This is a genomic window from Bradyrhizobium sp. SZCCHNS3002, assembly GCF_032377435.1.
In the GTDB taxonomy this organism is placed as follows: Bacteria; Pseudomonadota; Alphaproteobacteria; order Rhizobiales; family Xanthobacteraceae; genus Bradyrhizobium.
In genome coordinates, this window is record NZ_JAUHHY010000013.1 from 1 (window position 1) to 25,784 (window position 25,784).

The following is a 25,784-nucleotide window of genomic DNA, read 5'->3' on the forward strand; positions in this document are numbered from 1 at the left end:
ATTTGGCGATGCTCAAGACCGCAGAAGAATCCACGCCATGCACCATGTCCAGTCTGTCTGAACCGGACAGCCGTGGGTCAAGCCCGGCCATGACAGGAGAGAGGTGGGCTCACAACGCACGCCATGACAGCGGAGAAATACAACTGGCGCCCCCGGCGGTGCGCCTGCCCTCAGCTCGCCTTCACGCTGATGATGAACGCATCGACCTCGCGCTTCAGCGTCTCGGCCTGCTGCGAGAGGTCGCCGGCGGCGTCGCGGGCCTCCGAGGCGAGGCGGCCGGTTTCGGCCGAGGTCGAACTGATCTGGGCGATGTGGTTGGAGACGTCGAGGGTGCCGCGGGCGGCTTCCTGGACGCTCCTGGAGATGTCCTGGGTGGCGGTGCGCTGCTGCGAGGTGTCGACCTCGATGCCGGACATGATGGCGCTGATCTCCGACAGCGTGGTCGAGATGCCGTCGATGGCGCCGCGGGTCTCGGCGGTGATGCCCTGGATGCTGGCGACGTGGGCGGAGATCTCGTCGGTCGCCTTGCTGGTCTGGTTGGCGAGGTTCTTCACCTCCGACGCCACGACCGAGAAGCCCCGGCCGGCCTCGCCGGCGCGGGCGGCCTCGATGGTGGCGTTGAGCGCCAGCAGGTTGGTCTGCGAGGCGATCGCCTGCACGAGCTGCACCACGGCGCCGATCTTCTCGGCGGCGTCCGACAGCGAATGGATGGTGTTCTTGCTCTTCTCGGCCTGCGAGGCCGCGCCCTCGGCGCGCTGGGTGGCGTCGGAGACGCGGCGGCTGATGGTGCCGATCGAGCTCGTCATCTCCTCGGTCGAGCCGGCCACGGTCTGGACGCTGCGATTGGCGTGGTTGGCGGCGGCCTCGACCGCATTGGCCTTGGCCGAGGTGTCGTTGGCGGCGCGCGACAGGGTCTCGGCATTGCTCTTCAGCCGGATGGCCGACGATGCCACGCTGCCGACGACGGATGCGACGAGGTCGTTGAAGGAATGGATGCGGCCGTCGAGAAAGCGCGAGCGCTCGCCCTGGCGCTGCGCCTCCTGCAGCTCGCGCGCGGTGAGGCGCTGGCGCTCGATGCCGTTGGTCTTGAACACCTCGAGCGCGCCGGCGAGCTGGCCGATCTCGTTGCCGAGGCCGAGGCCGGGAATGGGCGTGTCGTATTTCTGGCCGGCGACGTCGCGCATGGCCGAGACCATCGCGGCGAGCGGCCGCAGGATGCCGTTCTGCACGGCGGCATAGGTCATCAGGCAGACGGCGCTGGCGAACACGGCGATCGCGACGCAGGCCATCAGGAAATAGGAGAACGCCGACTGCGCCTGCTGATAGGTCAGCATCGCATGATCACGGGCGGGGCCGCTGAGATTGGCGAAGTCCGACGACAGGCTGGTGATCTGGTTGTTGAGATAGAGCACCGCGATGAAGCCGGTGCCGCCGCCGATCGCCAGGAGCATGAGGAGAGAGGCGACGACGCCTCCCACGAGGAAGCGGATCGTCAGATTGCTGCTGGAGAACATTGGCCTTGCCCGGACGCGTCACATGGAATGTCAACGCACACTTCCAGACAAAGGTAAAATAAGATGAAAGCGCGGGTAGGCGCGGAGCACGGGAAAGCACGGGGTTTTGCGGATCCACGGCGCGTTCCCATTTTCTGCGCTCGCTTCTTACTCGCGACAGCCGGCCTTCGCACCACGCGCTTTCAGCCCGCCTCTCTCCGTCGTCATGGCCGGGCTTGACCCGGCCCCGGGTCAAGCCCGGCCATGACGGGGTAACTAACTGGCAGGGGATCGTGGCGTTAGCGGATCATCATGTCGCCGGCGGCGGCTGCTCGGCGGCCATCAGCGCGGCGAGGCGCGCCTCCTCCTCCGCGGTCAGCTTCGGCGTGGCCTCCGGGCCGCGCTGCCCGCGACGGCGCACCTGCCACCACAGCGCCAGGCCGCCGCCAAGCAGCAGCACCGGCGGCAGCAGCCACAGCAGCAGGGTCTGGCGCTCGAAGCGCGGCTTCAGCAGCACGAACTGGCCGTAGCGCGCGACCAGGAAATCCAACACCTGATTGTCACTGTCACCGGCGGCGAGCCGCTCGCGCACCAAGAGGCGCAGGTCGCGCGCCAGCGGCGCGTCGGAATCGTCGATCGACTGGTTCTGGCAGACCATGCAGCGCAGCTCGCGCGACAGCGCGCGGGCGCGCTGCTCCTTGGCGGTGTCGGCCATGACCTCGTCGGGCTGCACCGCATGCGCCACCGGCGAGCTCAACAGCAGCAGCGCGAGCGCGAGGAGGCTGAGACTGCGTCGCATCCGCCCTACTCCGCCGGCTGCAGCGCGCGCGCCGCACGCGCCGGCCGCGGCGCGCCGACGCGCAGGCGCCGGTCGGACAGCGACAGCAGGCCGCCGAACGCCATCAGCACCGGACCGAACCAGATCAAGAGCACCAGCGGCTTGTGATAGATGCGCACGGCCAGCCCGCCGTCGGCGGTGGCATCGCCGAGCGAGACGTAGAGCTGGCTGACGCCACGGGTCATCAGCGCGGCTTCGGTCGTCGACATGCCGCGCGTGGCGAAGCTGCGCTTGCTCGGCGTCAGGACGCTGAGCTGCCGGCCGTCCTGGCTGATGACGAAGGTGCTGACGACCTCGCTGAAATTCGGGCCCTGGCGCTGGCTCATGCCGTCGAACTTGATCTGGTAGCCGGCGAGATTGCGGACGTCGCCGGGACGCAAGGTCGAGATCAGCTCGCTGTTCCAGGTGGTCTCGCAGACGATGCCGAGCAGCGCCACGCCGAGGCCGGCATGCGCGAACGCGGTGCCCCACACCGAGCGCGGCAGGCCGCGGGTCCGGTGCAGCGCGGTCTTGAACGGCACGCGGGCCACGCCGGTGCGCTCGACCAGATCGACGACCGAGCCGGTGATGACGAACACGCCGAGGCCGATGCCAACAGGCGCCAGCGCGCTGCCCCCGCGCGCCCAGGCCCAGACGATCGCGATCGCCACCAGCGCCGTGACGCCGGCCGCGAGCAGCCGCTGCGTCGCCGCGACGAGGTCGCCGCGCTTCCACGCCAGCATCGGGCCGAACGGCACCATCAGCAGCAGCAGCGCGAACAAGGGGCCGAAGGTGATGTTGTAGAACGGCGCACCGACCGAGAGCTTGAAGTCGAGCGCCTCCATGATCACCGGGTACAGCGTGCCGAACAGCACGGTGGCGCAGGACACGGTGAGCAGCAGATTGTTCAAGACCAGCGCGCCCTCGCGCGAGATCGGCGCGAACAGCCCGCCCTGCTTCAGCGCGGTGGCGCGGCCGGCGAACAGCGTGAGGCTGCCGCCGATGAACAGCACGAGGATGCCGAGGATGAACACGCCGCGGGTCGGATCGCTGGCGAAGGCATGGACCGAGGTGATGACGCCGGAGCGCACCAGGAAGGTGCCGAGCAGCGACAGCGAGAAGGTCAGGATCGACAGCAGGATGGTCCAGACCTTGAGCGCGTTGCGCTTCTCCATGACGACGGCGGAGTGCAGCAGCGCGGTGCCGGCGAGCCAGGGCATCAGCGAGGCGTTCTCGACCGGGTCCCAGAACCACCAGCCGCCCCAGCCGAGCTCGTAATAGGCCCAGTACGAGCCCATGGCGATGCCGAGCGTCAGGAAGATCCAGGCCATCAGGGTCCACGGCCGCACCCAGCGCGCCCAGGCGGCATCGATGCGGCCTTCGAGCAGGGCCGCGATCGCGAACGAGAACGAGATCGAGAAGCCGACATAGCCGAGATAGAGCATCGGCGGGTGCACCGCGAGGCCGATGTCCTGCAAGACGGGATTGAGGTCGCGGCCCTCGATCGGCGGGTTGGCGAGGCGGGCGAACGGATTCGATGTGGTCAGGATGAACAGATAGAACGCGGTCGCCACCCAGGCCTGCACCGCGAGCACGCGGGCGCGCAAGGACAGCGGCAGGTTGTTGCCGAACATCGCGACCATGGCGCCGAACAGGGCCAGGATCGACACCCACAAGAGCATCGAGCCTTCGTGGTTGCCCCAGACGCCGGTGATCTTGTAGAGCAGCGGCTTCATCGAGTGCGAGTTCTCGAACACGTTGGCGACGGAGAAATCCGAGGTCACGTGCAGGGTGACCAGCGCGATGAAGGAGAGACCGGCGAACAGCAATTGCGCCAGCGCGGCCGAGCGGCCGACATTCATCAGGGCGATGTCACGTTGATGCGCGCCGAGCATCGGCACGGTGGACTGGATCAGCGCCAGCGCGAGCGCAAGCACCAGGGCGTAATGTCCGCTCTCTGCAATCACTGCGTCGCTCCTGCCGCCGTCTTCTCGGCGCCTTCGCGCATCGACACCGGGCTTGGCGTGGCTACGCCGGCTGGCGTGGCTGCGCCGGCTGGCTTGGCCGCCGCGCCGGGCTTGCCGTAATCGTCCTTCCAATGGCCCTGCTTCTTCAGGGCATCGGCGACTTCCTTCGGCATGTAGGTCTCGTCATGCTTGGCGAGCACGGTGTCGGCCTTGAACACGCCGGCGGCATCGAGCGCGCCCTCGGCGACGACGCCCTGCCCTTCGCGGAACAGATCCGGCAGAATGCCCTTGTAGGCGACCGGCAGCTTGGCGCCGCCGTCGGCGACCTCGAAGCTGACGGCGAGATCGTCGCCGCGCTTCAGCGAGCCCGGCTGCACCAGGCCGCCGAGCCGGAAGCGCTTGCCCGGGCCGATATGCTTTTCCGCCACCATGGTCGGTGTCGAGAAGAACACGATGGAGTCGCGCAGCGCATTCAGCACCAGCCCGGCCGCGACCGCGAGCACGAACAGCGCCCCGCCGATGATCGTCAAACGCCTCTGCTTGCGTGTCATCCCTTGATCCCGTTGGCGGCGGAAGCGCCGCTCATCCATCCAAGCCGAAAGTCTTCACACCCTCGTTGAGCTGCCGCAACCGCTCGGCATCGCCGGACACCGCCTGCCGCGCCTCCGACAGCGCCCCCTTGGCCTTGTCGAGATCGCCCATCACGACATAGGCGCGCACCAGGCGCAGCCAGCCCTCGACGTCGTCGCCATTCTGCTTCAGCCGCGCCGCCAGCCGGTCGACCATGCCGCGGATCATCGTCTCGCGATCGCCTGCGCTCATGTCCTTGGCCGCGGCGATCGTCTCGCTCGGCAGCGCCGGCACCTCGCCGCCGCCGACGCGGGCCAGCGCCGCCGTCACCAGCGGCCGCCATGGCGCATCCGCGGGCGCCTTGCCCAGCATCGCCCGCCAGATCGCGCTCGCCTCGTCCTTGCGGCCGTCCTGCTCGGCAGAGAGGCCGAGATAGTAGTTCGACTTCGGCTCGTCGGCCTCGAGCGCATGGGCGCGCTCGAACTCCGCCTTGGCCTCGGCGGTGACGACGCCGCCGGCGGCCGCGGTGATCATCTCGCCGAGATCGGCGCGCTTGGCCGCACCGTCGCCGGCATAGGTGATCATGTTGCGATAGGCCCGAATCGCGTCATCGGTGCGGCCGAGCCGCGCCAGCACCGGGGCGAGCACGGTCCAGCCGCGGCCGTCGGTCGGGTTCTTCTGCAGGTGCTGCTCGACCTGCGCCACCAGCGTTTCCAGCGGCTGCGTCCCGTTGGGCGCCGCGCGGGCGGTGAGCGGGAAATCCGGCAGTTGCGGCGAGCCGAGCGGGAGGTAGACCGCGAGCGCCACGATCGGCACGCCGATCAGCGCCAGCACCGCCGACGCGCGGCGCAGACCGAGGCTCGGCTTCACCGCAGCCTCATCCTCCTGGTCGGCCGCGGCCAGAAGGCGGCGGCTGATCTCGACCCGCGCGGCTTCCGCCTCGACCTTGCCGATCAGCCCGGTTTCGACGTCGCGCTCGATCTCCGCCAGCTGGTCCTTGTAGACGGCGACCTCGCGCCCGTCCGACGCGGCCCGCGCGCCCAGCCCGAGCGGCAGCAGGACGGCGAAGATCGCCGCGGCCGTCATCACGGCGAACACGAACCAGAGAGTCATCGGACAGGGTTCCAGTCAGCGCCTACCGGCAGGCGCGCCTCGCGCCGCTTTTAACCAGCACCGTTCCCGGCGGCAATTCACATTTGCCGCCGTGGTAGCCCAGCCGTCCGAGCCGAAAAACTCAGGACAATTACGTAATTAGGGGACCTCGAACTCGGCGCTCTTGGCGAGATAGCTGCCGTGCCCGTTCAGGGCCACCAGGAAATAGGTCCCCGGCCGGACATGGTCGGTGAGCCTGATCCGCAGCGACCCGACCGGGACCGGAGAGGCGATGGTGGTGACGGGATCGGGGAGTGGCGCCCCGCTCGTCTTGTCGACGAGCACGACCTTGGCCTTGATCATGAGGTTGCGATAGGTCGCGCGCACGACGCGGTTCTCGACCTCGACGAAGTTGATGACGGAAATCATGGTCTTGATGAAAACGGATGGAACCTGGCGGGAACCTATGCGTGGCCCCGGGGCGGGGTCAACCTGAAATTGCAAAAATCAAAACGTGGACAGACTAGCAGAAAATCTCAACCGGCGCGCGAGGATTTTCGCTCGCCGTTCATCGCGTTCTCGGCCGCCCTGCTCATCAATTGGGCGTAGTCGTTGCCGAACAGGACGTGACAGAAGCGGATCGCCGCCGACACCTGCGACTGCCGATAGGCGCGCGCCCGCGCGTCGCCCGAGCGCAGCGACTGCACCAGCGCTTCGGTGGCCTTCTCGACATATTGCTGCAGATCGGAATAGGTCCGCAGCGTCACCTCGTTGATCGCGAGCTCGCTGGCATAGTTGCGGCAGACCGCGACGAACTCGATCAGCGCCGCCACCTCCTCGACCTCGCCGCCGTCGACGCCGGCGCCGGCCGGAATGTCCTTGTCGGCGCGCTGGCGCAGGATGCGGCGGACGCGGCCCGGCACGCTGTCGATCTCCGATTGCAGGGCATTGGAGATGTCGGCGCGGATCGCCGTGAGCTGCTTGCCCCAGTTCGATTCCGAGCGCAGGTCGAGCTCGGTGCGCAGGCCGCGAACGCCGTCATGCAGCGTCTTCAGCGTATCGCCGAGATTGGAGAAATGACCGCGCCGGATGTCGGCGCGCAGCACCGAGGCGAGGCCGGCGAGATCGTTGAGCGCGATGGTGACGGCGACGCCGAACGGGGTCGCCGCCACGCGGATCTCATCGTCCGATGCCGCGATCTTGGTGGCGAGCCGGATGATCTGCCAGGGCGCGGCGAGCCGCTGCATCACCAGCGACAGTGCGAACGGCAGCATCGAGGGCGTCTGCAGTGACGGCACGTTGATGGCTTCGGTGACGGAGGCAATCTGCGAATCGCCGAGCACGCGGATGATGCCGGGCAGCCGGCCGTTGAGGCCGTCGAGCGCCTCGCGATTCTGCAGCACCAGCCCGATCGGCAGCAGATCCTCGATCACGCTGGGTGCGCCGATGCGGGCGAGCGCGCGCTGGCGGTCGCCGGTCGCGTTGGGGCCGACGAGGTTCATCAGCGCCTCGGCGGCGGCGCGCTGCAGCTTGCGTGCGGCCATCTCGACCTCGCGCGAACTGTCGCCGGCGACCGACATCGCGGCCTCGAATTCGGCGTAGCGCTCCGGCGCGCCTTCGCGGCCGAGCCACTGCCAGACCGGCAACAGCGAGGCACGGCGGATCTGGCCGGGACGGAGAGGACCGGTGGAATCGGTGAGGAACGGGTCGAGCGGCCGGAACAGCCGACGCGGGCCATCGCCACTCTGGCGGCGCTCCTCGCGGGCCGGCGGACGAGCGACCTCGATGGCGGGTTGGGGACGCACGGGATCCAATGTTGGAGCGGGAGCCGGCGGCGCGACGGGCCGCACCACCTTGCGCAACTGCTCGAGCACCAGGGTCGCCACGGCGACGTCCTGGCCACGCTCGATGGCGCGCTCGAATTCGCGCATCAGGAGCGACTGCGCGTTCGGCGGCAGCTGCCCGAGATATTCCCTTAACCGCTCGTGAGCTGTCTGACCCATGCGCCGGCGTGCAAATTTCCACGGCGAGAGCGCACATCGCGCACCCCTGCCCGGACCATACGGTCCGCGGTATTAAGAACACCTTTAGGATGGCGAAATTCGCCGCCCCGTCAAACGCCGGGCAATCTCAGCTCCGCCCGCAGGCCCCCGGTCGGGGCATCGCCCAGGGTCAATCGGCCGCCATAGAGCGCGGCCAGATCGGTGACGATCGACAGCCCGAGCCCCGACCCCGGCTTGGATTCGTCCAGCCGCTGGCCGCGCCGCAGCACCTGGGCACGCTCGGCGGCCGAGAGGCCACGGCCATCGTCATCGACCACGATCCGCAGCATCGGCGAGGCCCCGGACTGGGCCGGCCGCTCCACGGTGAGCTCGACCGAGACCCGCGACGTCGCCCATTTGCAGGCATTGTCGACCAGATTGCCGACCATCTCCTCCAGATCCTGGCGCTCGCCGCGAAACCTCGCGGCGGGATCGGCGGTCGCCTCGACCACGATGCCGCGGTCGCGGTAGATCTTTTCCATGGTGCGGCGCAGCGCCTCGATGGCCGGCGCCACCTCCGTCACGGTGGACACGATGGTGACGCGCGCAGCGATCCGCGCCCGCTCGAGGTGGTGGGCGACCTGGTCGCGCATGACGTCCGCCTGCTCCATCACCTTGGCGGCGAACGGGTCCGCCGCATGGGTCGCCGCTTCATTCACGATGACCGAGAGCGGCGTCTTGATGGCATGGGCGAGATTGCCGACATGCGTGCGCGCCCGCTCGACGATCTCGCGATTGGCATCGATCAGGGCATTGGTCTCGCGGGCCAGCGGCGCGATCTCCACCGGGAACTCCCCTTCCAGCCGCTCGGCGCGCCCGGACCGGATGTCGGCGATCGATTCGGAGATGCGTTTCAGCGGCGCGAGGCCATAGCGGACCTGGAAGATGGTCGTGAGCAGCAGCACGATCCCGAGCGCGGTGAAGGTGCCGCCGAGGTAGTAGTCGAAGCTGCGGGTCTCGTCGAAGATCTCCGAGGCATCGCCTGCGACGCTGACCAGGAACTTGCCGTCGGAGCCGAGATCCACCGGGCGCTCGACCATGCGCAGGTCCTGGTTCTCCGGCCCCTCGACATAGCCGATCCGGATCCCGGCCGCCGTCAGCTCGATCCCCTGCTCCTCCAGCTTGGGCAGCTTCTTGTCCCACAGCGAGCGCGACGCCCGTACCTCCGGCTTCTCGGCGTCGGTACGGGTGATCTGCCAGTACCAGCCGGACAGCGGCAGCTCGAACAACGGCTCGCCCAATGACTGGAATTGGCGGTCCGGCGGATCGTCGGGGGTGGCGACCTCGGCGATCAGGGTGCGCAGATAGAGATTGAGCCGGCGATCGAAGGCGCGCTCGGTCGCGTTGCGATACACCGAGGACAGCACGATGCCGGTGATGGCGAGAATGACCACGAGCCACGCGGTCGCGGACAGGAACAACCGGGTGGCAAGTGAGCTCTGGCGCATGACCGCAAACTAGCGAAACGGCCGGCGCCCGGCCACCGCGAATGGCTGGCTCCGGAAACGGATCAGGCGCCTGCGGCCGGCGGCGGGGTCAGCAGATAGCCGAGGCCGCGCACGGTCTGGATGACGTCGCAGTCGAGCTTCTTCCTGATGCGGCCGACGAACACCTCGATGGTGTTCGAGTCGCGGTCGAAGTCCTGGTCGTAGAGATGCTCGACCAGCTCGCTGCGCGAGACGACGCGGCCGGAATGATGCATCAGATAGGACAGCAGGCGGTATTCGTGTGAGGTCATCTTGACAGGGTTGCCCGACACGCTGACCTTGCCGGTGCGGGTGTCCAGGGTGACCGGCCCGCAGGTCAGCTCGCTCTGGGCGTGGCCGGCCGAGCGGCGCAGCAACGCGCGGATGCGCGCCAGCACCTCTTCGAGGTGGAAGGGCTTGGCAACGTAGTCGTCGGCGCCGGCGTCGAAGCCCTGGACCTTGTCGCTCCAGCGGTCGCGCGCGGTGAGAATCAGGACCGGCATCGCCCGGCCATTGCGCCGCCACGCCTCCAGCACCGAGATGCCGTCCATCTTGGGCAGGCCGATATCCAGCACGACAGCGTCATAGGGCTCGCTGTCGCCCAGATAGTGCCCTTCCTCCCCATCGAACGCACGGTCCACGACGTAGCCGGCGTCGCTCAGGGCCGTGGTGAGCTGACGGTTGAGATCCGGATCGTCCTCGACAACGAGCAGACGCACGCTTGCCTCCAAAGCTGAACTGCACGATTTCCGCCCTCAAGATGAACCGGAAGGCCGTGAACCGTGCATGAACGGAACCCGAGCGACCAGGTTACTTTTTGGTCATCTCGATCGGGACCGCCGGCAGGGGCCGACAGAATTGGGGCGGATATAAGCTCCGGGACACCACGATGAAAAGCCCGGCCATGGGAATGGCCGGGCTGGATTTCGTGACCAGGCGAAGGGCGTCGGCCGCGGCGTCACGCAGCCGGCCGACCTCGCGATGTGCCTCTCAGGTGTGGAAGAACACGAACCACACGAGGCCCAGGACCAGCAGTGCCAGCCCCGTGGAGATGGCCAACATCGCGAGGACCGACGGGCCGGGCTCGCCCTGCCGCGCTTCGGTTGGAGTTTCGACGATCTGCGACCCTCGTCTTGTTGCCATGGCGCCCTCAGCTCGCTGCTGTTCGATATCGAGCGCGGTATCGCGCTCCCTCACTTGCTCCCGTTGGCAACGTCGACCGCCAGATGATGTTCCGGGACGGACACGGCTGCGACCAGTTAACGCCGCTCTCAGAATCTGCAGCTACGCTTGTTGAATCCGGGGCCTGCGGTGTTATCCTCGAGGCAGCTACCGACAACTATGTCCGCAGCAGCCCGGTCCCGGGGGAGCACGCCCGTCAGTTTGCAGTTGAGTGGAGTTGAGGAATGGCCCCGCGCGCCAATTGGAAGGGTTTTCTGCGCCTGTCGCTCGTGACCTGTCCGGTCGCGCTCTATCCGGCGACGTCCGAGTCCGAGAAGGTCTCCTTCAACCAGATCAACCGCAAGACCGGCCACCGCATCAAATACAGCAGGGTCGATGCCGAGACCGGCGAGGAGGTCGCCAGCGACGACATCGTCAAGGGCTACAAGGTCGACACCGACACCTACATCGAGGTCACCAAGGACGAGCTCGACGACATCGCGCTGGAATCGACGCACACGATCGAGATCGACGAGTTCGTGCCGCGCACCGACATCGACAGCCGCTATCTGATCCGCCCCTATTACCTCGTGCCCGACGGCAAGGTCGGCCATGATGCCTTCGCGGTCATTCGCGAGACCATCCGCAGCATGGACAAGGTCGCGATCGGCCGCGTCGTGCTGACCAACCGCGAGCACATCATCGCGCTGGAGCCGCTCGGCAAGGGCCTGATGGGAACGCTGCTGCGCTACCCCTACGAGGTGCGCAGCGAGGACGAGTATTTCGACGACATCCAGGATGTGAAGATCACCGGCGACATGCTGGATCTCGCCAAGCACATCGTCGAGAAGAAATCGGCCGACTTCCAGCCGGAGACCTTCGAGGATCACTACGAGGCCGCGCTGATCGAGCTCATCAACAAGAAGCGCAGCGGCGTGACGATCGCCGCCAAGACCGCGCCGAAGTCGAGCGGCAACGTCATCAACCTGATGGACGCCCTGAAGCGCAGCCTTGCCGGCGAGGGTGACAAGGCGCCCGCCGCGGCCGCCCCCGCGCCGAAGGCCAAGGCCAAGAAGCCGAAGAAGCGCGTCGAAGGCCAGCGCGAGATGCTGCTGCCGATCAGCGGCAAGAAGGCCAAGGACGAGCCGAAGAAAGCCGAGGAGCCGAAGAAGTCGGACAAGACCGCGCGGACCACCGCACGCTCGCGCAAGGCCAGTTGAGAGCGACCTCCGAACCTTCGCACGGCGTACCGATCCTGTGCATCACGATCGCTCGGCAGCGAGTTCCGAGTGTTGCCGCGGGTTCGCCACCGCGTGTGGCGCCACCGCATTCCGATTGGCGCAGGAAATATCTGCGTTGGTCAGGTAAGTCGATCCGACGATGGCGATCCGGCGATCAGGCGCGGATTCGTGATCGTTTCGACATCACTTGGATGCTTGCGGAATGATCACGTCGCGCCTAGCTCTGCCCCGCGGGATGGTGATCCGGGCGTCAGCTTCCTGACGGAAGATCGATGTGCCTGATCGGTCGGGACGACGCTGGCGAAGTCGTCCCAGCCGCACGACGCGGCGTATCAAGGGGATGTGGATGTTTCAGCACGATGCGGACCAACGCCGGGCGCAGTACGCCTAGCGATGGCACGGGTTCAGCTGTCCGAGCTCTCCGCTTTCGCAGCCGTCGCGGATTCGTTGAGCTTCACCAAGGCGGCCGCTCATCTCGGCTGCTCCTTGCCGACCATCAGCCAGACCATCAAGAGCCTCGAGGAGCGGCTGGACGTCAGGCTGTTCAACCGGACGACGCGCAGCGTGGCCCTCACCGAGGCCGGCGAGCGCCTGCTGGCGGAGATCCAGCCGATTCTCGAACGGGTCGACCAGGCCATCGAGAGCATCAACGCGTTCCGCGACAAGCCGATGGGCACCCTGCGCCTGACCGTATCGCGTGTGTTCGCCGTGAGAGGGCTCGGGCCCCTGATCAGGTCGTTCCTGGCCGAATACCCGGACATCCATATCGAACTGGCTGTCGACGACACCAACAGTGACATCGTGCGCAATCGCTTTGATGCCGGCATCAGATCCGGACACCGGGTGGAGCGCGACATGAAGGTCATCCGCGTGTTCGACGAGTGCAGCTTCGTTGCGGTTGCCGCCCCCGGCTATCTCGCGGCGCATCCCGCGCCGGCCGTTCCCGAGGATCTCCAGGCCCATAACTGCATCCGGCATCGGGTCCCTGCCGACGATACGCTGCAGCCCTGGATCTTCGAAAAGGGCGGCGAGCGCACCGAGATTGCCGTGGACGGCTCTCTTATCGTCAACGACTTCGATCTCGCGCTGAATGCCGCGCTCGACGGCATCGGCGTTGCTTATCTGGTCGAGCCGATGATCGAGTCGCATCTGGCCGAAGGACGGCTGATGCGGCTGCTGCCCGGCTGGCGCTACGCGACGCCCGGACTGTTCCTGTACCATCCGAGCCGCCGGCAACCGCCGATGCCGCTGCAGGTCTTTCTCGACTTCGTCAAGCGCTGGCGCAGCGGCGTCACGCTGGACGCAATGTCGCGCGCGGCGGATTACGATGCACGCGGGTTGGTAGCAGCGACGTCACACCGAGCGTCGATGCACGTCGAGCCGAACCGCCGTTGATATCTCACGTGTGGCCTGAGAATCTTCGCGCGTCACCGACGGCGCCGCGGAAGCACAATGACGTGCGCAGTTTGCGCTGAGCGCCCGGGATTGTTCGGGATTCCCATCTAGCCTATTCACGATTATCACCATTAACAAATCGACACCGCGAGGCCAAAACCGCGGCGTCACTGCGTCGATGCTGGTGCGTGCGAGCAGCGTGTTAACGACGATCGAGTGGGCTTCGAACAAGGCAGAGCACATTCATCAAATCGAAATTGGCTCATGCACACTTCATTCAACCATTCCGCCGGTCGCGCCGATCGAGCCGTCGTCGGAATCAGAGGTGTGAGAGCGGCAATCTGGCGAAGCCAGAGGCGACACGCGGGGGGCCGTGTGCATCGCCGTCAACCGGAGAAACGGAAATGAAGACGTTGAGGGGCCTGCTTCTCGGAACGGGAGCAGTGATACTGTCCGCCGCTGCGGCTCAGGCCGCGGATCTTCCGCTGAAGGCCAAGGCCGTCGAATATGTGAAGGTGTGCTCGCTCTACGGCACGGGCTTCTACTACATTCCCGGCACCGACACCTGCATCAAGCTCGGCGGCTATCTGCGTGCCGAGACCGCGCTGTGGACCAACAGCAACTATGGTGGCGCCTATTCGGGGCAGGCCGGCGCCGACAACCGCCTGAGCAACCGCTATCAGACCCGTTCGCGCCAGGATCTGAACATCGATACACGCACCGCGACCGAATATGGCGTGGTGCGCACCTACTTCGAAACCGTGCTGAACTGGACCTCGGGCTCCTACGGCGGCACCGGCGCCGGCGCGACGTCCTACACCGGCGACGCCATCTCGGGCGGCATCGTCGGCGTCTACTACGCCTTCATCCAGTTCGCCGGCTTCACGATGGGCAAGGCGGTGTCGACCTTCGACGCGCCCTGGACCAATTATCCCGGCAACAATTTCGACGGCCTGGTCGGCGGCAGCGGCTCCAACAACGGCGTCAACCAGTTCACCTACACCGCCGATTTCGGCCAGGGCATCACCGCCGCGATCTCGCTGGAAGACCAGACGCAGTTCTTCACCACCAACATCTGGAACACCTCCGGCATCACCGCGGCTGGCGTGCTCGGTGGCAATTACGGCTCGAGCGCCTTCGGCGGCACTGTCGCGCCCGACATCATCGGCATGGTTCGCGTCGACCAGGCCTGGGGCCTCTTCCAGGCATCGTTCGCCGCGCATGACAATCATGCCGCCTATTACGGTGCGGCCGAGACCTCGGGTCACCCCTCCGACAAATGGGGCTGGGCCGCGCAACTGGCGCTGTCCATCAAGAACATCCCCACCGGTCCGGGCGACGTCGTCAACCTGCAGGCGGTCTACACCGACGGCGCGAGCCGCTACAACTTCCAGAGCCTCGCCAACACGACCTATTCGATGTACGGCAGCACGGGCGTGGCCGGCGCCTATCAGAGCATCGGCTTCGCCGGCGTCGGCGACGCGGTGTTCGGCACCGGCACGGGCCTGTCGACCGTGCAGACCTGGGGCATGCGCGGCGCCTTCACCCACAATTGGGATCCGCGCTGGAATACGGCGCTGTATGGCGCCTATGCCCAGGTGAAGTATGGTCAGACGGGCTCGGCCCTCGTCTGCGCCGGCATTGCCGCCACTGGCATGCTCACGGCGGGCTCGACCTGCAATCCCGACTTCAATCTCGGTCAGATCGGCCTCATCACCCGATGGACGCCGGTCAAGGGCCTGACCTTCTCGGCCGACGTGACCTACAGCCACCTCGACCAGAAATTCTCGGGCACGGCCATTGCTCCGGCCGTCACGAGCACGGCCAAGCCGGCCGCGACCTACCAGCTCAAGGACCAGGACACGGTGAGCATGCTGCTGCGCGCCCAGCGCAACTTTTGAAGCTGGGCCGTTGAACCTCTGACCGCTCGACGAGCTTCCGGCGATGCCCCCGCCGGAAGCTTCGTTCGTGGAGACGAGCGGCGCGTCGCGAGGGATGGGGCGAAATGCGGCAGGCGTCGTGCGGGTCACGACGCCTGTGATTTGTCGGACGGTGCGCGCTGACCTGATCGCGCCGGCGGCGTGACCGGCCGGCTACTTGATCGAGGTGTTGATCGCGGTGAACTTGCTGCTCAGCCCCGAGCCCAGGCCATTCACGGCCGCCAGGATCACGATGCTCAATCCACCGGCAATGATGGCGTATTCGATCGAGGTCGCGCCAGCCTGATTCTTCAGGAAGCTCGCAATCAACTGCCGCATCTACCTCTCCGGTCGGGCTCGATCATGGGATCGCGCCGGAACGGCGCGCGCAGGCCGGGACGGACGCCCCAGCGAAAACCCTCGGTCATCCGCTTGAACAATCAGTTAACCCGATCAGGTACCTGGCGGGCCCGCCGCGCCGGCCCCCGGCCCCGCCCTTGCTCTCTGATCCGGCACGCAGCCGCGCCGCCGACTGATCCGCAAACATCTGGATTGATTGAGCTTTATTTTCTGCTTGCCACGCCTTCGGCAGGCCGGCCCGGCCATCGCCGAGCTCGGCCCTTGCCCGGACATATTGAGAAAAAATTCGGTCGGCCCGGGGAGACGCCGGCCGCATGATCTGCGTCAACGGCCATGGCGCGGACGGGCTTAAGGGGTATCCTGGCCGCCATGAGCACAACAGATTCCGCCCGTCCCCAGCTCAAGATCCGCAGCGTCGCGCTCGACACCGGCCGCGAGAACGTGGTCGTGATCTCCCGACGCTCGAAGGCGTTGCGGCCCGAGGTCTTCCGCGGCTTCAGCCGCGTCGAGCTGCGCTGCAACTCGCGGACGCTGCTGGCGACCCTCCTGATCACCGACGACGATGCGCTGGTCGGCCCCGACGAGATCGGCCTGTCGGAGCCGGCGATGCGGCGCTTCGCGGAAGCCGCCGGCACGCTGGCGACGGTGTCGCCGGCGACCCCGCCCGAGAGCCTGGAAGCGGTGCGTGCCAAGATCCGCGGCGAGACCCTGAGCGACCAGGCGATCGCGGCCGTGATCGACGACCTCGCCCACTACCGCTACTCGGACATGGAGATCGCCGCCTTCCTGATCGGCTCAGCCAGCTTCATGAGCTCCGGCGAGCTGCTGGCGCTGACCCGCGCGATGGCCAATGCCGGCACGCAGTTGAAATGGCCCGAGCCGGTCGTGGTCGACAAGCACTGCATCGGCGGCATCCCCGGCAACCGCACCTCGATGGTGGTGGTGCCGATCGTCGCCGCCCACGGCCTGACCATTCCAAAAACCTCGTCGCGCGCGATCACCTCGCCGGCCGGCACCGCCGATACGATGGAGGTGCTGGCGCGGGTGAATGTGGGCGCCGACGAGATGAAGTCGATCGTTGCGGCCTGCAATGGCTGCATGATCTGGGGCGGCCACGTCAATCTGTCGCCGGCCGACGACGTCCTGATCTCGGTGGAGCGCCCGCTCAGCCTCGACACCCGTGAGCAGATGGTCGCCTCGATCCTGTCGAAGAAGCTGGCCGCCGGCTCGACGCATCTGCTGCTCGACCTGCCGGTCGGGCCGACCGCCAAGCTCACCAGCGGCGCTGAGGCGATGCGGCTGCGCAAGCTGTTCGAATTCGTCGGCGACCGTTTCGGCCTCAGGGTCGAGGTGATCACGACCGACGGCCGCCAGCCGATCGGCAACGGCATCGGCCCCGTGCTGGAGGCGCGTGACGTGATGGCGGTGCTGGGCAACGAGCCGTCGGCGCCTGCGGACCTGCGCGAGAAGTCGCTGCGGCTCGCCGCGCATCTGCTCGAATATGATCCGAAGCTGCGCGGCGGCGCCGGCTACAACAGGGCGCGCGAGCTGCTCGACAGCGGCGCGGCGCTCAGGCAGATGCTGAAGATCATCGATGCCCAGGGGCCACCGGAATGCCGCAGCGAGCTCGGCGATCTCGCCTTCGACGTCAAGGCCGAGCACGACGGCATCGTCTCCGCGATCGACTGCCTGCGGCTCAATCGCCTGGCGCGTACCGCCGGCGCGCCGGTGAACAAGGGCTCCGGGATCATGCTGTTCAAGAAGATCGGCGATCGCGTCGACCAGGGTGAGCCACTTTATCGCGTGTTCACCTGCGATCCGTCGGAGCATGATCTGGCCGCAGCCGCAGCCACCGTCAACCACGGCTATGGCTTCGCCGACGGCGCGAATGGTCGTTCGCAATGAACTGTCAGCAATCGTCGATCCAGAGTTCTCGGGAGACCGCCGCATGAGTGTGACCGTTCGCTTCTGCGGGGCCGCGCATACCGTGACCGGGTCCTGCTGTCTGGTGCGGAGCGGCAAAAGCCAGTTCCTGATCGATTGCGGCCTGTTCCAGGGCCAGAAGACGCTGAAGGAGCTCAACTACGGCGACTTCCCGTTCCGTCCGTCCGACATCGACGCCGTGCTGCTGACGCATGCGCATATCGACCATAGCGGCCTGCTGCCGAAGCTCGTGCGCCTGGGCTTCGACGGCAAGATCTTCGCCACCCGCGGCACCATCGATCTATGCTCATGGATGCTGCCCGATGCCGGCAACATCCAGGAGCAGGAGGTGCTGGCGCTGAACCGCCGCAACATCGCGCGCGGCCGCGGCGAGGTCAGCCCGATCTATACCCAGGCCGACGCCATCGCGGCGATGCAATACTTTCAGCCGGTCGCCTATGAGACCTGGACCGACATCGTGCCGGGCGTTCGCGCCCGCTACTGGAATGCCGGGCATCTGCTGGGCTCGGCCTCGATCGAGATCGAATTCGCAGGACAAGGCGCCGACGGCGGGCCGCTGCGGCTGCTCGCCTCCGGCGACGTCGGGCCCGACGCCAAGCTGCTGCAGCCGGACCCGAAAGCGCCCGAAGGTTTCGACTACGTGATCTCGGAGGCCACCTATGGCGACCGCATTCGCGAGCCGACCACGCCGGAGCTGCGCCGCGGCCGTCTGGCCGGCGAGGTGCGCGACGCGGCAGCAGCCAAGGGCGCGCTATTGATCCCGGCCTTCGCGGTCGAACGGACGCAGGAGCTGATCGTCGATCTGGTCGGCCTGATGGAGCGCGGCGAGATTCCGGCCGCACCGGTGTTCCTGGATTCGCCGCTTGCGATCCACGCCACCGAGGTGTTCCGCGCGCATACCGAGAGCCTCGACGGCGGCAGCGATGTCGGCCGTCTGCTGTCGTCGTCGCATCTGCGCTTCACCGAGACCGTCGATGAAAGCAAGGCGATCGCCAAGCTGACCGGCTTCCACATCATCATCGCCGCCAGCGGCATGTGCGATGCCGGTCGCATTCGCCACCATCTCAAGCGCTGGCTGTGGAACAACCGCGCCACCGTGCTGCTGGTCGGCTACCAGGCCAACGGCACGCTGGGGCGCTTCCTGCAGGACGGCGTCAAGGCGGTGCGCATCCAGGGCGAGGAGATCAAGGTCGCGGCGCGCATCCGCATGATGGACGACTATTCCGGCCACGCCGACGGCACCGAGATCGCCCGCTGGATCGCGGCCCGCCGTCCGATCGCGCGCGGCCTGTTCCTGTCCCATGGCGAGGAGGCCGCGATCACGGCGCTGGCAGCACGCGTCGCCGAGCGCATCGTGCCGACCGCGAAAGTGTTCTCCCCCCTGCTCGACGACGTCTACGAGCTGACGACCGCGGTGCCGACGCCGCTCGACGTCGCACGCCGGCGACGGCTGGCGCCGGAGGCGGTCACCCGGCTGGACTGGCACAACGACATGTCGGGCCTGCTGCTCGACATCCACGAGCGGATCGAGCAGGCCGCTGACGACCGCGCCCGCGGCGTCATCATCCGCCGCCTGCGCCGGGCGCTGGAAGAGTGATGCGAGCGGCGCCGCCGCGAAGGCTGCGCGCCTGCGATGTTCGTCGTCGAACGGTCACACTTTGATCGCACCCTGAGGACGATCAGGTGCGGTGCGAAGCTCGCAGACGGCGACGCTCCTGCAGCTTGTGCATATTGAAACACACAACGTGCCGACGGCTGGTCTCCGGGAGCTGTTCTGATAGGCTCGGCACGTGGTTCATAACAACGGAACGATCCGGGTGAACCGGGCGCAGGTGGGGAAACGAGGGGCTCTCACATGCATCAACCATCGAAATGGTGGGCGGGACTGATTGCTGTTGCCGTGCTGTGGCTCGCCGCCATGAGCTTCAAGACGGCTGATGTCGAGGACGACATTGCGCCGCGGGCCCGCGCCGCCATTGCCGCCGCCGCCCCCGATACGGCCGCGGCGCTCAAGGTCTCGGTCGCGGGCCGCGACGTTCGCATCGCAGGGCCGGAGTTCAGTCCCGACCAGTCGACGAAACTGGCAGACGCCGCCACGGTCAATGGCGTCCGGCTCGTCGACGGCACCTACGACAAGCTGCCGACACCGAAGCCCTATGCTTTCCGCGCCACGCGAAACGGCGGCCAGCTCGTGCTCGAAGGCGCGGTGCCGACGCCCGCCGTTCGCAATGCCGTGCTCAATGCCGTCCGTTCGTCCGGCGGTGAGGTGGTCGATCGCCTCTCCTATGCACTGGGAGCTCCGGCCGACTTCGCGGCCATCGCAAGCCACGGAGCGGTCCAGGCCGCCAAGCTCAATGGCGGCACGTTCGCGCTCGCGGACAAGGCCTATTCGATCGCAGGCGCCGCCGCCTCATCGGACGTCTACGAGGCCGCCGTCGCCGCGACGCGGCAGCTGCCCGGCGGCGCCGTGCTCGACAAAATGGCGATCCTGCCGCCGGAGGCAAAGCCCTTCATCTGGAGCGCGGTCCGCGAGGGCAACACGCTGGTGATGTCCGGCGTCGTCCCGAACGACGACATCAGGCGCGCGCTCGAGGCCGCCGCGACCAAGGCCTGGCCCGGCACGTCGGTGATGCATCAGATGCAGATCGCGCGCGGCGCGCCTGACGGCGATTTCGGTGCCTACGCCTCCTATGCGCTGGCGGAGCTCGCCAGGCTGAGCACGGGCCGGGTCGTCATCTCCGACGCCACCTACGCGATCTCGGGCGAAGCACCCTCGACCGCCGCCTACGACGAAACGATGGCCGGCGTCGGCAAGCTGCCGGCCGGGCTGACCTTGGCGAAGGCCGACATTCTGCCGCCGGAGATCAAGCCCTATCGCTGGTCGGCGGAGTTCGACGGCACCGGCCTGAGCCTCACAGGTCTCGCGCCGAGCGCGACCGCCCGCGAGGCGATGCTGGCCTCTGCCAGCGGACAGTTCGACGGCAAGCCGATCAAGAGCCAGATCGGCATCGCCCGCGGCGCCCCCGATGGCGACGTTGCCAAAGCGAGCGCGAGCCTGCTGCAGCAGCTCGCCAGGCTTGCGCAGGGGCGCGCCGAGATCAACGACACTCAGGTCTCGCTCAGGGGCGTGGGACTCGCCAATGTCACCGGCGCGACCGTGCGCGAGCAACTGGCCGGCGCCCTGCCCGCGCCGTTCGCGCTCGCATCCATCGACGTCCGCGACGGCCCGGTCTCGCCCTACGCGTTCGGACTGCAGAAGCAGGACGGCCGTGTCCTACTGAGCGGCTATGTGCCTGATGACGCCGCCCGCCGCGATCTCGTCGACGCCGCCACGACGACCTTCATCACCGAGACGGTCGAGGACGGCCTGAAGATCGGCGACGGTGCGCCAAAGGATTACGTGCAGTCGCTGAAGGCGACGTTCCCGGCGCTGGCGCGGCTGTGGTCCGGCGCGCTGACGGCGAAGGACGCCGCGATCACGGTCGACGGGCTCGCCATCTACGACAAGTCGGCCGAGCAGGTCCGCAAGGAGCTCGCCGACGCGGTCGGCAGCGGCTTCAAGCTCGACGACGTCAAGATCGGCCTCAAGCCGGAAGGCCCACCATTGGCGGTCGCTGAGTGCCAGCCGGCGTTCAACGGGCTGCTCGCCAAGGGCCGCATCCGCTTCAGCACCGGCAGCGCCGAGCTGAGCCGCGCCTCGCTGGCGCTGCTCGACCACCTGATCGAGGTTGCGCAGCGCTGCAAGGACGCCGAGATCGCGATCGAGGGCCACACCGACAATGTCGGGGACGAAGCTGACAACATGGACCTCTCCAAGCGCCGGGCGGCGGCGGTGGTCGGCTATATCGGCGACGCCGGCATCGACACCTCGCGCATGACCTCGGAGGGCTACGGCCAGAACAAGCCGGTCGCCTCCAACGACACGGCCGAAGGCCGCGCGCAGAACCGCCGCATCGAATTCGTCGTCAAGTGAGGCGCTGACATCATGATGTACGACCTTGCGACATTTCCGTTCTGGATCATCCTCGCCGCCGGCATCGGCGGCTTCGTCGGCTGGCGCACCTGGTCGGACGAGCCGCGGCCGGACTGGCTGAGAAGCTGGCTGCTGCCGGCGACGCTCGCCCTTGTCATCGGGATCCTGATGGCGCTGCTGGGCGTGCTGCCCGGACGTGCCGGCCTGTGGCTCGAGGTCGGCCTGCTGATGGTCGGCGCCTATGTGCTCGGCTGCCTGATCGGCGGACAGCTCAAGGAATATGTCGGGCTGGGTGACACCAGTGCGATGTCGCCGGGCGGTCCTGGAAACAGCGTCGCGTTCGCCGGCGCAACCGCGGCGGCTCGTCCTTGGGCGGACAGCCCTTCCCCGGCTTCGCAAGCTGCAGCCAGCGTCGAGGCCGACCGCCTCGCCACTGAAGCTGCCGCAAAGGCTGAAGCCGAACGTGTTGCGGCCGAAGCCGCTGCAAGGGCGGAGGCCGAGCGGCTGGCCGCCGAAACGGCCGCAAAGGCCGAGGCTGAGCGGCTCGCCGCGGAAGCCGCGGCAAGGGCCGAGGCTGATCGTCTGGCGGCTGAAGCCGCAGCGAAGGCCGAAGCCGAACGTCTCGCTGCCGAGGCGGTGGCGAAGGCCGAGTCCGATCGCCTTGCTGCGGAGGCCGCCGCGAAAGCCGAATCCGACCGCCTCGCTGCGGAAGCCGCCGCGAAAGCAGAGGCCGATCGTGTTGCGGCAGAAGCGGCTGCAAAGGCCGAAGCTGAACGCTTGGCCGCCGAAGCGGACCGTCTTGCGGCGGAGGCCGTTGCGAAGGCCGCGGCGGAAGCCCAGCGTCTCGCGGCCGAAGCGACCGCCAAGGCCGAGGCCGATCGCCTGGCCGCCGAAGCGGCCGCACGGGCGGAAGCCGATCGCCTCGCCGCCGACGCCGAGGCGGAACGGCTCGCAGCCGAGGTTGCCGCATCAGCGGCCCCGGACAGCCCGGCCGCGGCCGACGACAGACCGCCGGCCCTGCCCGCGCCCGAGGGCGCCGCCGACGATCTCAAGCTCATCAAGGGCATCGGACCCAAGAACGAGCGCATCCTGAACGACATCGGCGTGCATCATTTCAGCCAGATCGCGGCGTGGTCGCCAGCGCATGCCGACTGGGTCGGCCACCATATGGCCTTCCCCGGCCGCATCGAGCGCGAGCATTGGATCGCGCAGGCCAAGCTGCTCGCGGCCGGCCTCGACACCGCGCATTCCAGCGCGGTGAAGTCCGGCGCGATTACCATCGACGAACACGCCGACGCGCCGCTGAGCGAGGACGAGGCGAGCTACCTCCTGGCCCACCTGCCGGCGCTGATGCCGCCCGTCGAGAACGAAGACGCCCATGGCGGCGCCCGCCCGCTCGGGCTCGTCGCGCCGCGCGGCGGCCAGGCCGACGATCTCAAGCTGATCAAGGGCATCGGCAAGCAGAACGAGGCGCGGCTGCACGGCCTCGGCATCTGGCATTTCGCGCAGATCGCGGCCTGGACCGCCGAGCACGCCAAATGGGTCGGCTCATATCTGGCGTTCGCAGGACGGATCGAGCGCGAGCAATGGATCAGCCAGGCCAGGGAGCTGGCGAGCGGCGGCACGACGGAATTCGCGAAACGCGTCGAGGCCGGTCTGGTGAAGTCATCGCTCGACGATGGCTCGCGCGGGCAGGACAACATCGAAATCGTTCAGCCGCGCGAGTAGCTGCGCCGACGGGCGAACCGTAGGGTAGGCAAAGGCGCTGTCGCGCCCTCGCCTCACGCGCGCTCGTGGTGGCGCCGTGCTCACCGTCTCGCCGCGGCCGTGCTGGACGATGGTGGGCACGGCGCGCGACAGCGTGCTTCGCAGGGCTGTCCTGCCGGGCGCCTTTGCCCACCCTACGGCCCTATTCCGCCAGCTCCACGGCCTCATTCCGCGACGGGCCGGCCAGCGGCCGCTCCTCCATCAGCATCATGCAGACGGAGGCGCAGGCGAGCATCGCGGTGGCCGCGGCATAGACGAAGCGGAAGGCATGGATCATGTCGGCTTCCGCAATGCCGCTGACGGCGCCATGAGCGCCCTCTGCCAGCGAAATGTCGGCGCCCAGCGCCATCAGCAGGATGGCGCTGAAGGCCGCGACCGTGAACGAGGACATCATCGAGCGGAAGAAGTTCATCGCGCCGGTGATGGTGCCGATCTGGGAGCGGTCCACCGCGTTCTGCAGCGACACCACCGAAATCGGGAACGCAGTGCCAAGCCCGATGCCGTAGATCGACAGCAGCACCATCAGCACCCATAGCGACGGCGTCGTCACCGTCATGACCGCGGCGGCGATGGTGCCGATGATCGTGCCCACGATGGCGACGCGCTTGTAGTGCTTGACCCGGGCCATGGTACGACCGGCAATCGCGGCACCGAAGGTCGAGATCGCCGCGATCGGAATCAGGCCGAGGCCGGCCTGGCTCGGGGTCAAATGATAGACCAGCTCGTAGTACAGCGGCAGATGGACCGTGAGCCCGATCAGCGCGCCGAGGGCGCAGCCGCTGGCCAGCATGCCGTAGGGCACGACCGTGCCGCCCATCAGCGACAGCGGCAGGAATGGCTCATCGGCCCGCTTGGCGTGCCAGACGAAGGCTAAGCCCAGCGCCACCGCGCTGCCGATCATCGCGAGCAGCGTGGGCGACAGCCAAGCCAGCTTGTGCCCGCCCCAGGTCAGCACCAGCATGAACACGACGGCCGAGGCCATCAGCAGCAGGCCGCCGGCCCAGTCGACCTTGCGCAAGCGGTGATAGACCGGCAGCCGGCCCATCTTGGGCAGCAGCAGCGCCAAGGCCGCGACCGCCAGCGGCACGTTGATCCAGAAGATCATCGACCAGTGCAGATGGTCGGCGAAGAAGCCGCCGATCACCGGCCCGAGCAGGCCGGCCAGCAGCCAGACGCCGCTGAAATAGGCCTGATACTGGCCGCGCTCGCGCGGGCTGACGACGTCGGAGATCACGGTCTGGACCACCGGCATAATGCCGCCGCCGCCGAGCCCCTGCAGGCCGCGGGCAAGGATCAGCACCGGCATGTTCGGTGCCAGCGCGCAGACCACCGAGCCGACCACGAACAGGCTGAGCGCGGTGATGATCATGGAGCGGCGGCCATAGATATCGCACAGCGTGCCGAACACCGGCGCCACCGCGGTCGACGCCAGCAGGTAGGCCGTGATCACCCAGGACAGGTTGGTCACGTCCTGGAACTCGCGGCCGATGGTCGGCAGCGCCGTCGCCACGATGGTCTGGTCGAGCGCGGCCAGGAACATCGTCAGCAGCAGGCTCATCAGGATGGTGCGCACCTCGGCCTGGGTCAGCGGCACCGGCGGCGCAAGCGACGGCGCATCCTCGATCGCCTGCACCTGCGGCGGAATGGCCGGCAGCTCGGCGGCAATCTCTTCAGGCAAGGACTGGGACGCGGCAGGGTAATGCGTCTGCCGATCAAACTTGTTCATGGGATGAATGCTGTGCCCGGGCGCGACATCGCCGCGCGGATTCGCCGACTGGCGAACTACTTAAGGCATAATTTTCCCGTGCGGCAGCGGGTCGGGTGCATGGGTGCATTCCGACAGCACGGGAACGGTCGCATCATCGTGACTTGCTGCGGGCGCGAGGTGATCGCGCTATTTCGGCCGACGCTTCAGCTTGGCCCGCTTCGGCAGCAGCACCGGCCACTGCACGATGTGGTCCTCGAGCTGGTCGTCCGGAACGTCCTCCTCGGTGCCCTCGACCCGGCCGCGCACCGAGACGCCGGCTTCATGTACCGTCTGAGGATCGCCCGAGATCAGAGGATGCCACCAGTAGAGATCGCGCCCCTCCGCCACGAGGCGGTAGCCGCAGCTCGGCGGCAGCCACGTCAGGGTGCGGACGTTCTCAGGTGTCAGTCGAACGCAATCCGACACCTGTTCGGAACGATTCGGGTAGTCCTTGCAAGCACATAGCCCGGCATCCAAGAGTTTGCAGGAAATGTGGGTGAAGTAGATGTCGCCGGTATCTTCGTCTTCCAGCTTCTCCAGGCAGCAGCGCCCGCAGCCATCGCAGAGGCTCTCCCATTCCGCCTCGGACATCTCTTCCAAGATCTTGGTTTTCCAGAACATTCCCTCCTGGCCCGAGGGACGTTTGAGCGGTGCGGTCATCGGGCGATTCTCAAAGAGGGCGTGGGACTTGGCCGCCATCTAGGTGCCCGGCCCCGAGCCGCGCAAGGGCTTTGCCGGCCACAGCGGCACGTTAGCTTTGTGCATCAAATTGTGAGCGGAACCATTGGTTTGTGACCCCCGCTCGGCTAGATAGATGATTGAGTCACTCC

General features: G+C 67.4%; 20 protein-coding genes. 7 read left to right on the forward strand and 13 right to left on the reverse strand.

Annotation, left to right across the window (positions count from 1 at the left end):
- Positions 1-170: 170 nt before the first annotated feature.
- From QW845_RS24970 to QW845_RS25015, 10 genes are all read right to left on the reverse strand, one after another.
- Positions 171-1,514, reverse strand: coding sequence for a HAMP domain-containing methyl-accepting chemotaxis protein (locus tag QW845_RS24970; protein WP_315804183.1), 1,344 nt, complete (start codon positions 1,512-1,514; stop codon positions 171-173).
- A 289-nt stretch (positions 1,515-1,803) separates the two neighbouring features.
- Positions 1,804-2,292, reverse strand: a complete 489-nt coding sequence (locus tag QW845_RS24975) for a cytochrome c-type biogenesis protein (RefSeq protein ID WP_315804184.1) — start codon at positions 2,290-2,292, stop codon at positions 1,804-1,806.
- Between the two features lie 5 nt (positions 2,293-2,297).
- Positions 2,298-4,277 carry a heme lyase CcmF/NrfE family subunit gene (locus QW845_RS24980; protein WP_315804185.1) on the reverse strand — a complete coding sequence of 660 codons (1,980 nt, stop codon included), beginning with the start codon at positions 4,275-4,277 and terminating at the stop codon, positions 2,298-2,300.
- Positions 4,274-4,828 (reverse strand): cytochrome c maturation protein CcmE, encoded by a 555-nt coding sequence (gene ccmE / locus QW845_RS24985; RefSeq protein WP_315804186.1) that lies wholly within the window; start codon positions 4,826-4,828, stop codon positions 4,274-4,276. The genes QW845_RS24980 and ccmE overlap by 4 nt, the downstream gene beginning before the upstream one ends.
- 31 nt (positions 4,829-4,859) lie before the next feature.
- On the reverse strand, positions 4,860-5,960 hold the full coding sequence (gene ccmI / locus QW845_RS24990; RefSeq protein WP_315804187.1) for a c-type cytochrome biogenesis protein CcmI: 1,101 nt from the start codon (positions 5,958-5,960) through the stop codon (positions 4,860-4,862).
- 138 nt (positions 5,961-6,098) lie between these two features.
- Positions 6,099-6,368 (reverse strand): hypothetical protein, encoded by a 270-nt coding sequence (locus QW845_RS24995; RefSeq protein ID WP_315804188.1) that lies wholly within the window; start codon positions 6,366-6,368, stop codon positions 6,099-6,101.
- A gap of 107 nt (positions 6,369-6,475) precedes the next feature.
- Positions 6,476-7,942 (reverse strand): hypothetical protein, encoded by a 1,467-nt coding sequence (locus QW845_RS25000; protein WP_315804189.1) that lies wholly within the window; start codon positions 7,940-7,942, stop codon positions 6,476-6,478.
- Positions 7,943-8,052: 110 nt separating this feature from the next.
- The gene (locus QW845_RS25005; RefSeq protein WP_315804190.1) at positions 8,053-9,429 is read right to left on the reverse strand and encodes a sensor histidine kinase; all 1,377 of its coding nucleotides are present in this window, start codon (positions 9,427-9,429) and stop codon (positions 8,053-8,055) included.
- 62 nt (positions 9,430-9,491) lie between these two features.
- Entirely contained in the window at positions 9,492-10,166 is a 675-nt protein-coding gene (locus QW845_RS25010; RefSeq protein ID WP_006614547.1) for a response regulator transcription factor, read from the reverse strand.
- Positions 10,167-10,437: 271 nt separating this feature from the next.
- Positions 10,438-10,644, reverse strand: a complete 207-nt coding sequence (locus QW845_RS25015) for a hypothetical protein (RefSeq protein ID WP_315804355.1) — start codon at positions 10,642-10,644, stop codon at positions 10,438-10,440.
- Positions 10,645-10,853: 209 nt separating this feature from the next.
- On the opposite strand from QW845_RS25015, the gene QW845_RS25020 reads away from it, so the two are divergent.
- The 3 genes from QW845_RS25020 (at position 10,854) to QW845_RS25030 (ending at position 15,145) form a co-directional block, all read left to right on the forward strand.
- Positions 10,854-11,828: a Ku protein gene (locus QW845_RS25020; RefSeq protein WP_315804191.1), complete on the forward strand. Its 975-nt coding sequence runs from the start codon at positions 10,854-10,856 to the stop codon at positions 11,826-11,828.
- A gap of 414 nt (positions 11,829-12,242) precedes the next feature.
- A complete protein-coding gene (locus QW845_RS25025; RefSeq protein ID WP_315804192.1) occupies positions 12,243-13,244 on the forward strand; it encodes a LysR family transcriptional regulator in 1,002 nt (333 codons plus the stop codon).
- Positions 13,245-13,648: 404 nt separating this feature from the next.
- Complete coding sequence (locus QW845_RS25030; protein ID WP_315804193.1) at positions 13,649-15,145, forward strand: porin; 1,497 nt, start codon at positions 13,649-13,651, stop codon at positions 15,143-15,145.
- Positions 15,146-15,337: 192 nt separating this feature from the next.
- Here the strand turns inward: QW845_RS25030 and QW845_RS25035 are convergent, their stop codons facing one another.
- On the reverse strand, positions 15,338-15,502 hold the full coding sequence (locus QW845_RS25035) for a Flp family type IVb pilin (protein WP_315716136.1): 165 nt from the start codon (positions 15,500-15,502) through the stop codon (positions 15,338-15,340).
- A gap of 390 nt (positions 15,503-15,892) precedes the next feature.
- On the opposite strand from QW845_RS25035, the gene QW845_RS25040 reads away from it, so the two are divergent.
- From QW845_RS25040 to QW845_RS25055, 4 genes are all read left to right on the forward strand, one after another.
- Entirely contained in the window at positions 15,893-17,428 is a 1,536-nt protein-coding gene (locus QW845_RS25040) for a thymidine phosphorylase family protein (RefSeq protein ID WP_315804194.1), read from the forward strand.
- Positions 17,429-17,471: 43 nt separating this feature from the next.
- Positions 17,472-19,064: an MBL fold metallo-hydrolase gene (locus QW845_RS25045; RefSeq protein WP_315804195.1), complete on the forward strand. Its 1,593-nt coding sequence runs from the start codon at positions 17,472-17,474 to the stop codon at positions 19,062-19,064.
- A 258-nt stretch (positions 19,065-19,322) separates the two neighbouring features.
- Positions 19,323-21,440 carry an OmpA family protein gene (locus QW845_RS25050; RefSeq protein ID WP_315804196.1) on the forward strand — a complete coding sequence of 706 codons (2,118 nt, stop codon included), beginning with the start codon at positions 19,323-19,325 and terminating at the stop codon, positions 21,438-21,440.
- A gap of 12 nt (positions 21,441-21,452) precedes the next feature.
- Positions 21,453-23,168, forward strand: a complete 1,716-nt coding sequence (locus QW845_RS25055; RefSeq protein WP_315804197.1) for a cell envelope biogenesis protein TolA — start codon at positions 21,453-21,455, stop codon at positions 23,166-23,168.
- Positions 23,169-23,349: 181 nt separating this feature from the next.
- On the opposite strand, the gene QW845_RS25060 is transcribed toward QW845_RS25055, so the two are convergent.
- Both QW845_RS25060 and QW845_RS25065 read right to left on the reverse strand, forming a co-directional pair.
- Complete coding sequence (locus QW845_RS25060) at positions 23,350-24,933, reverse strand: MDR family MFS transporter (RefSeq protein ID WP_315804198.1); 1,584 nt, start codon at positions 24,931-24,933, stop codon at positions 23,350-23,352.
- A 168-nt stretch (positions 24,934-25,101) separates the two neighbouring features.
- On the reverse strand, positions 25,102-25,614 hold the full coding sequence (locus QW845_RS25065) for a YcgN family cysteine cluster protein (RefSeq protein WP_315804199.1): 513 nt from the start codon (positions 25,612-25,614) through the stop codon (positions 25,102-25,104).
- Between the last annotated feature and the right edge of the window lie 170 nt (positions 25,615-25,784).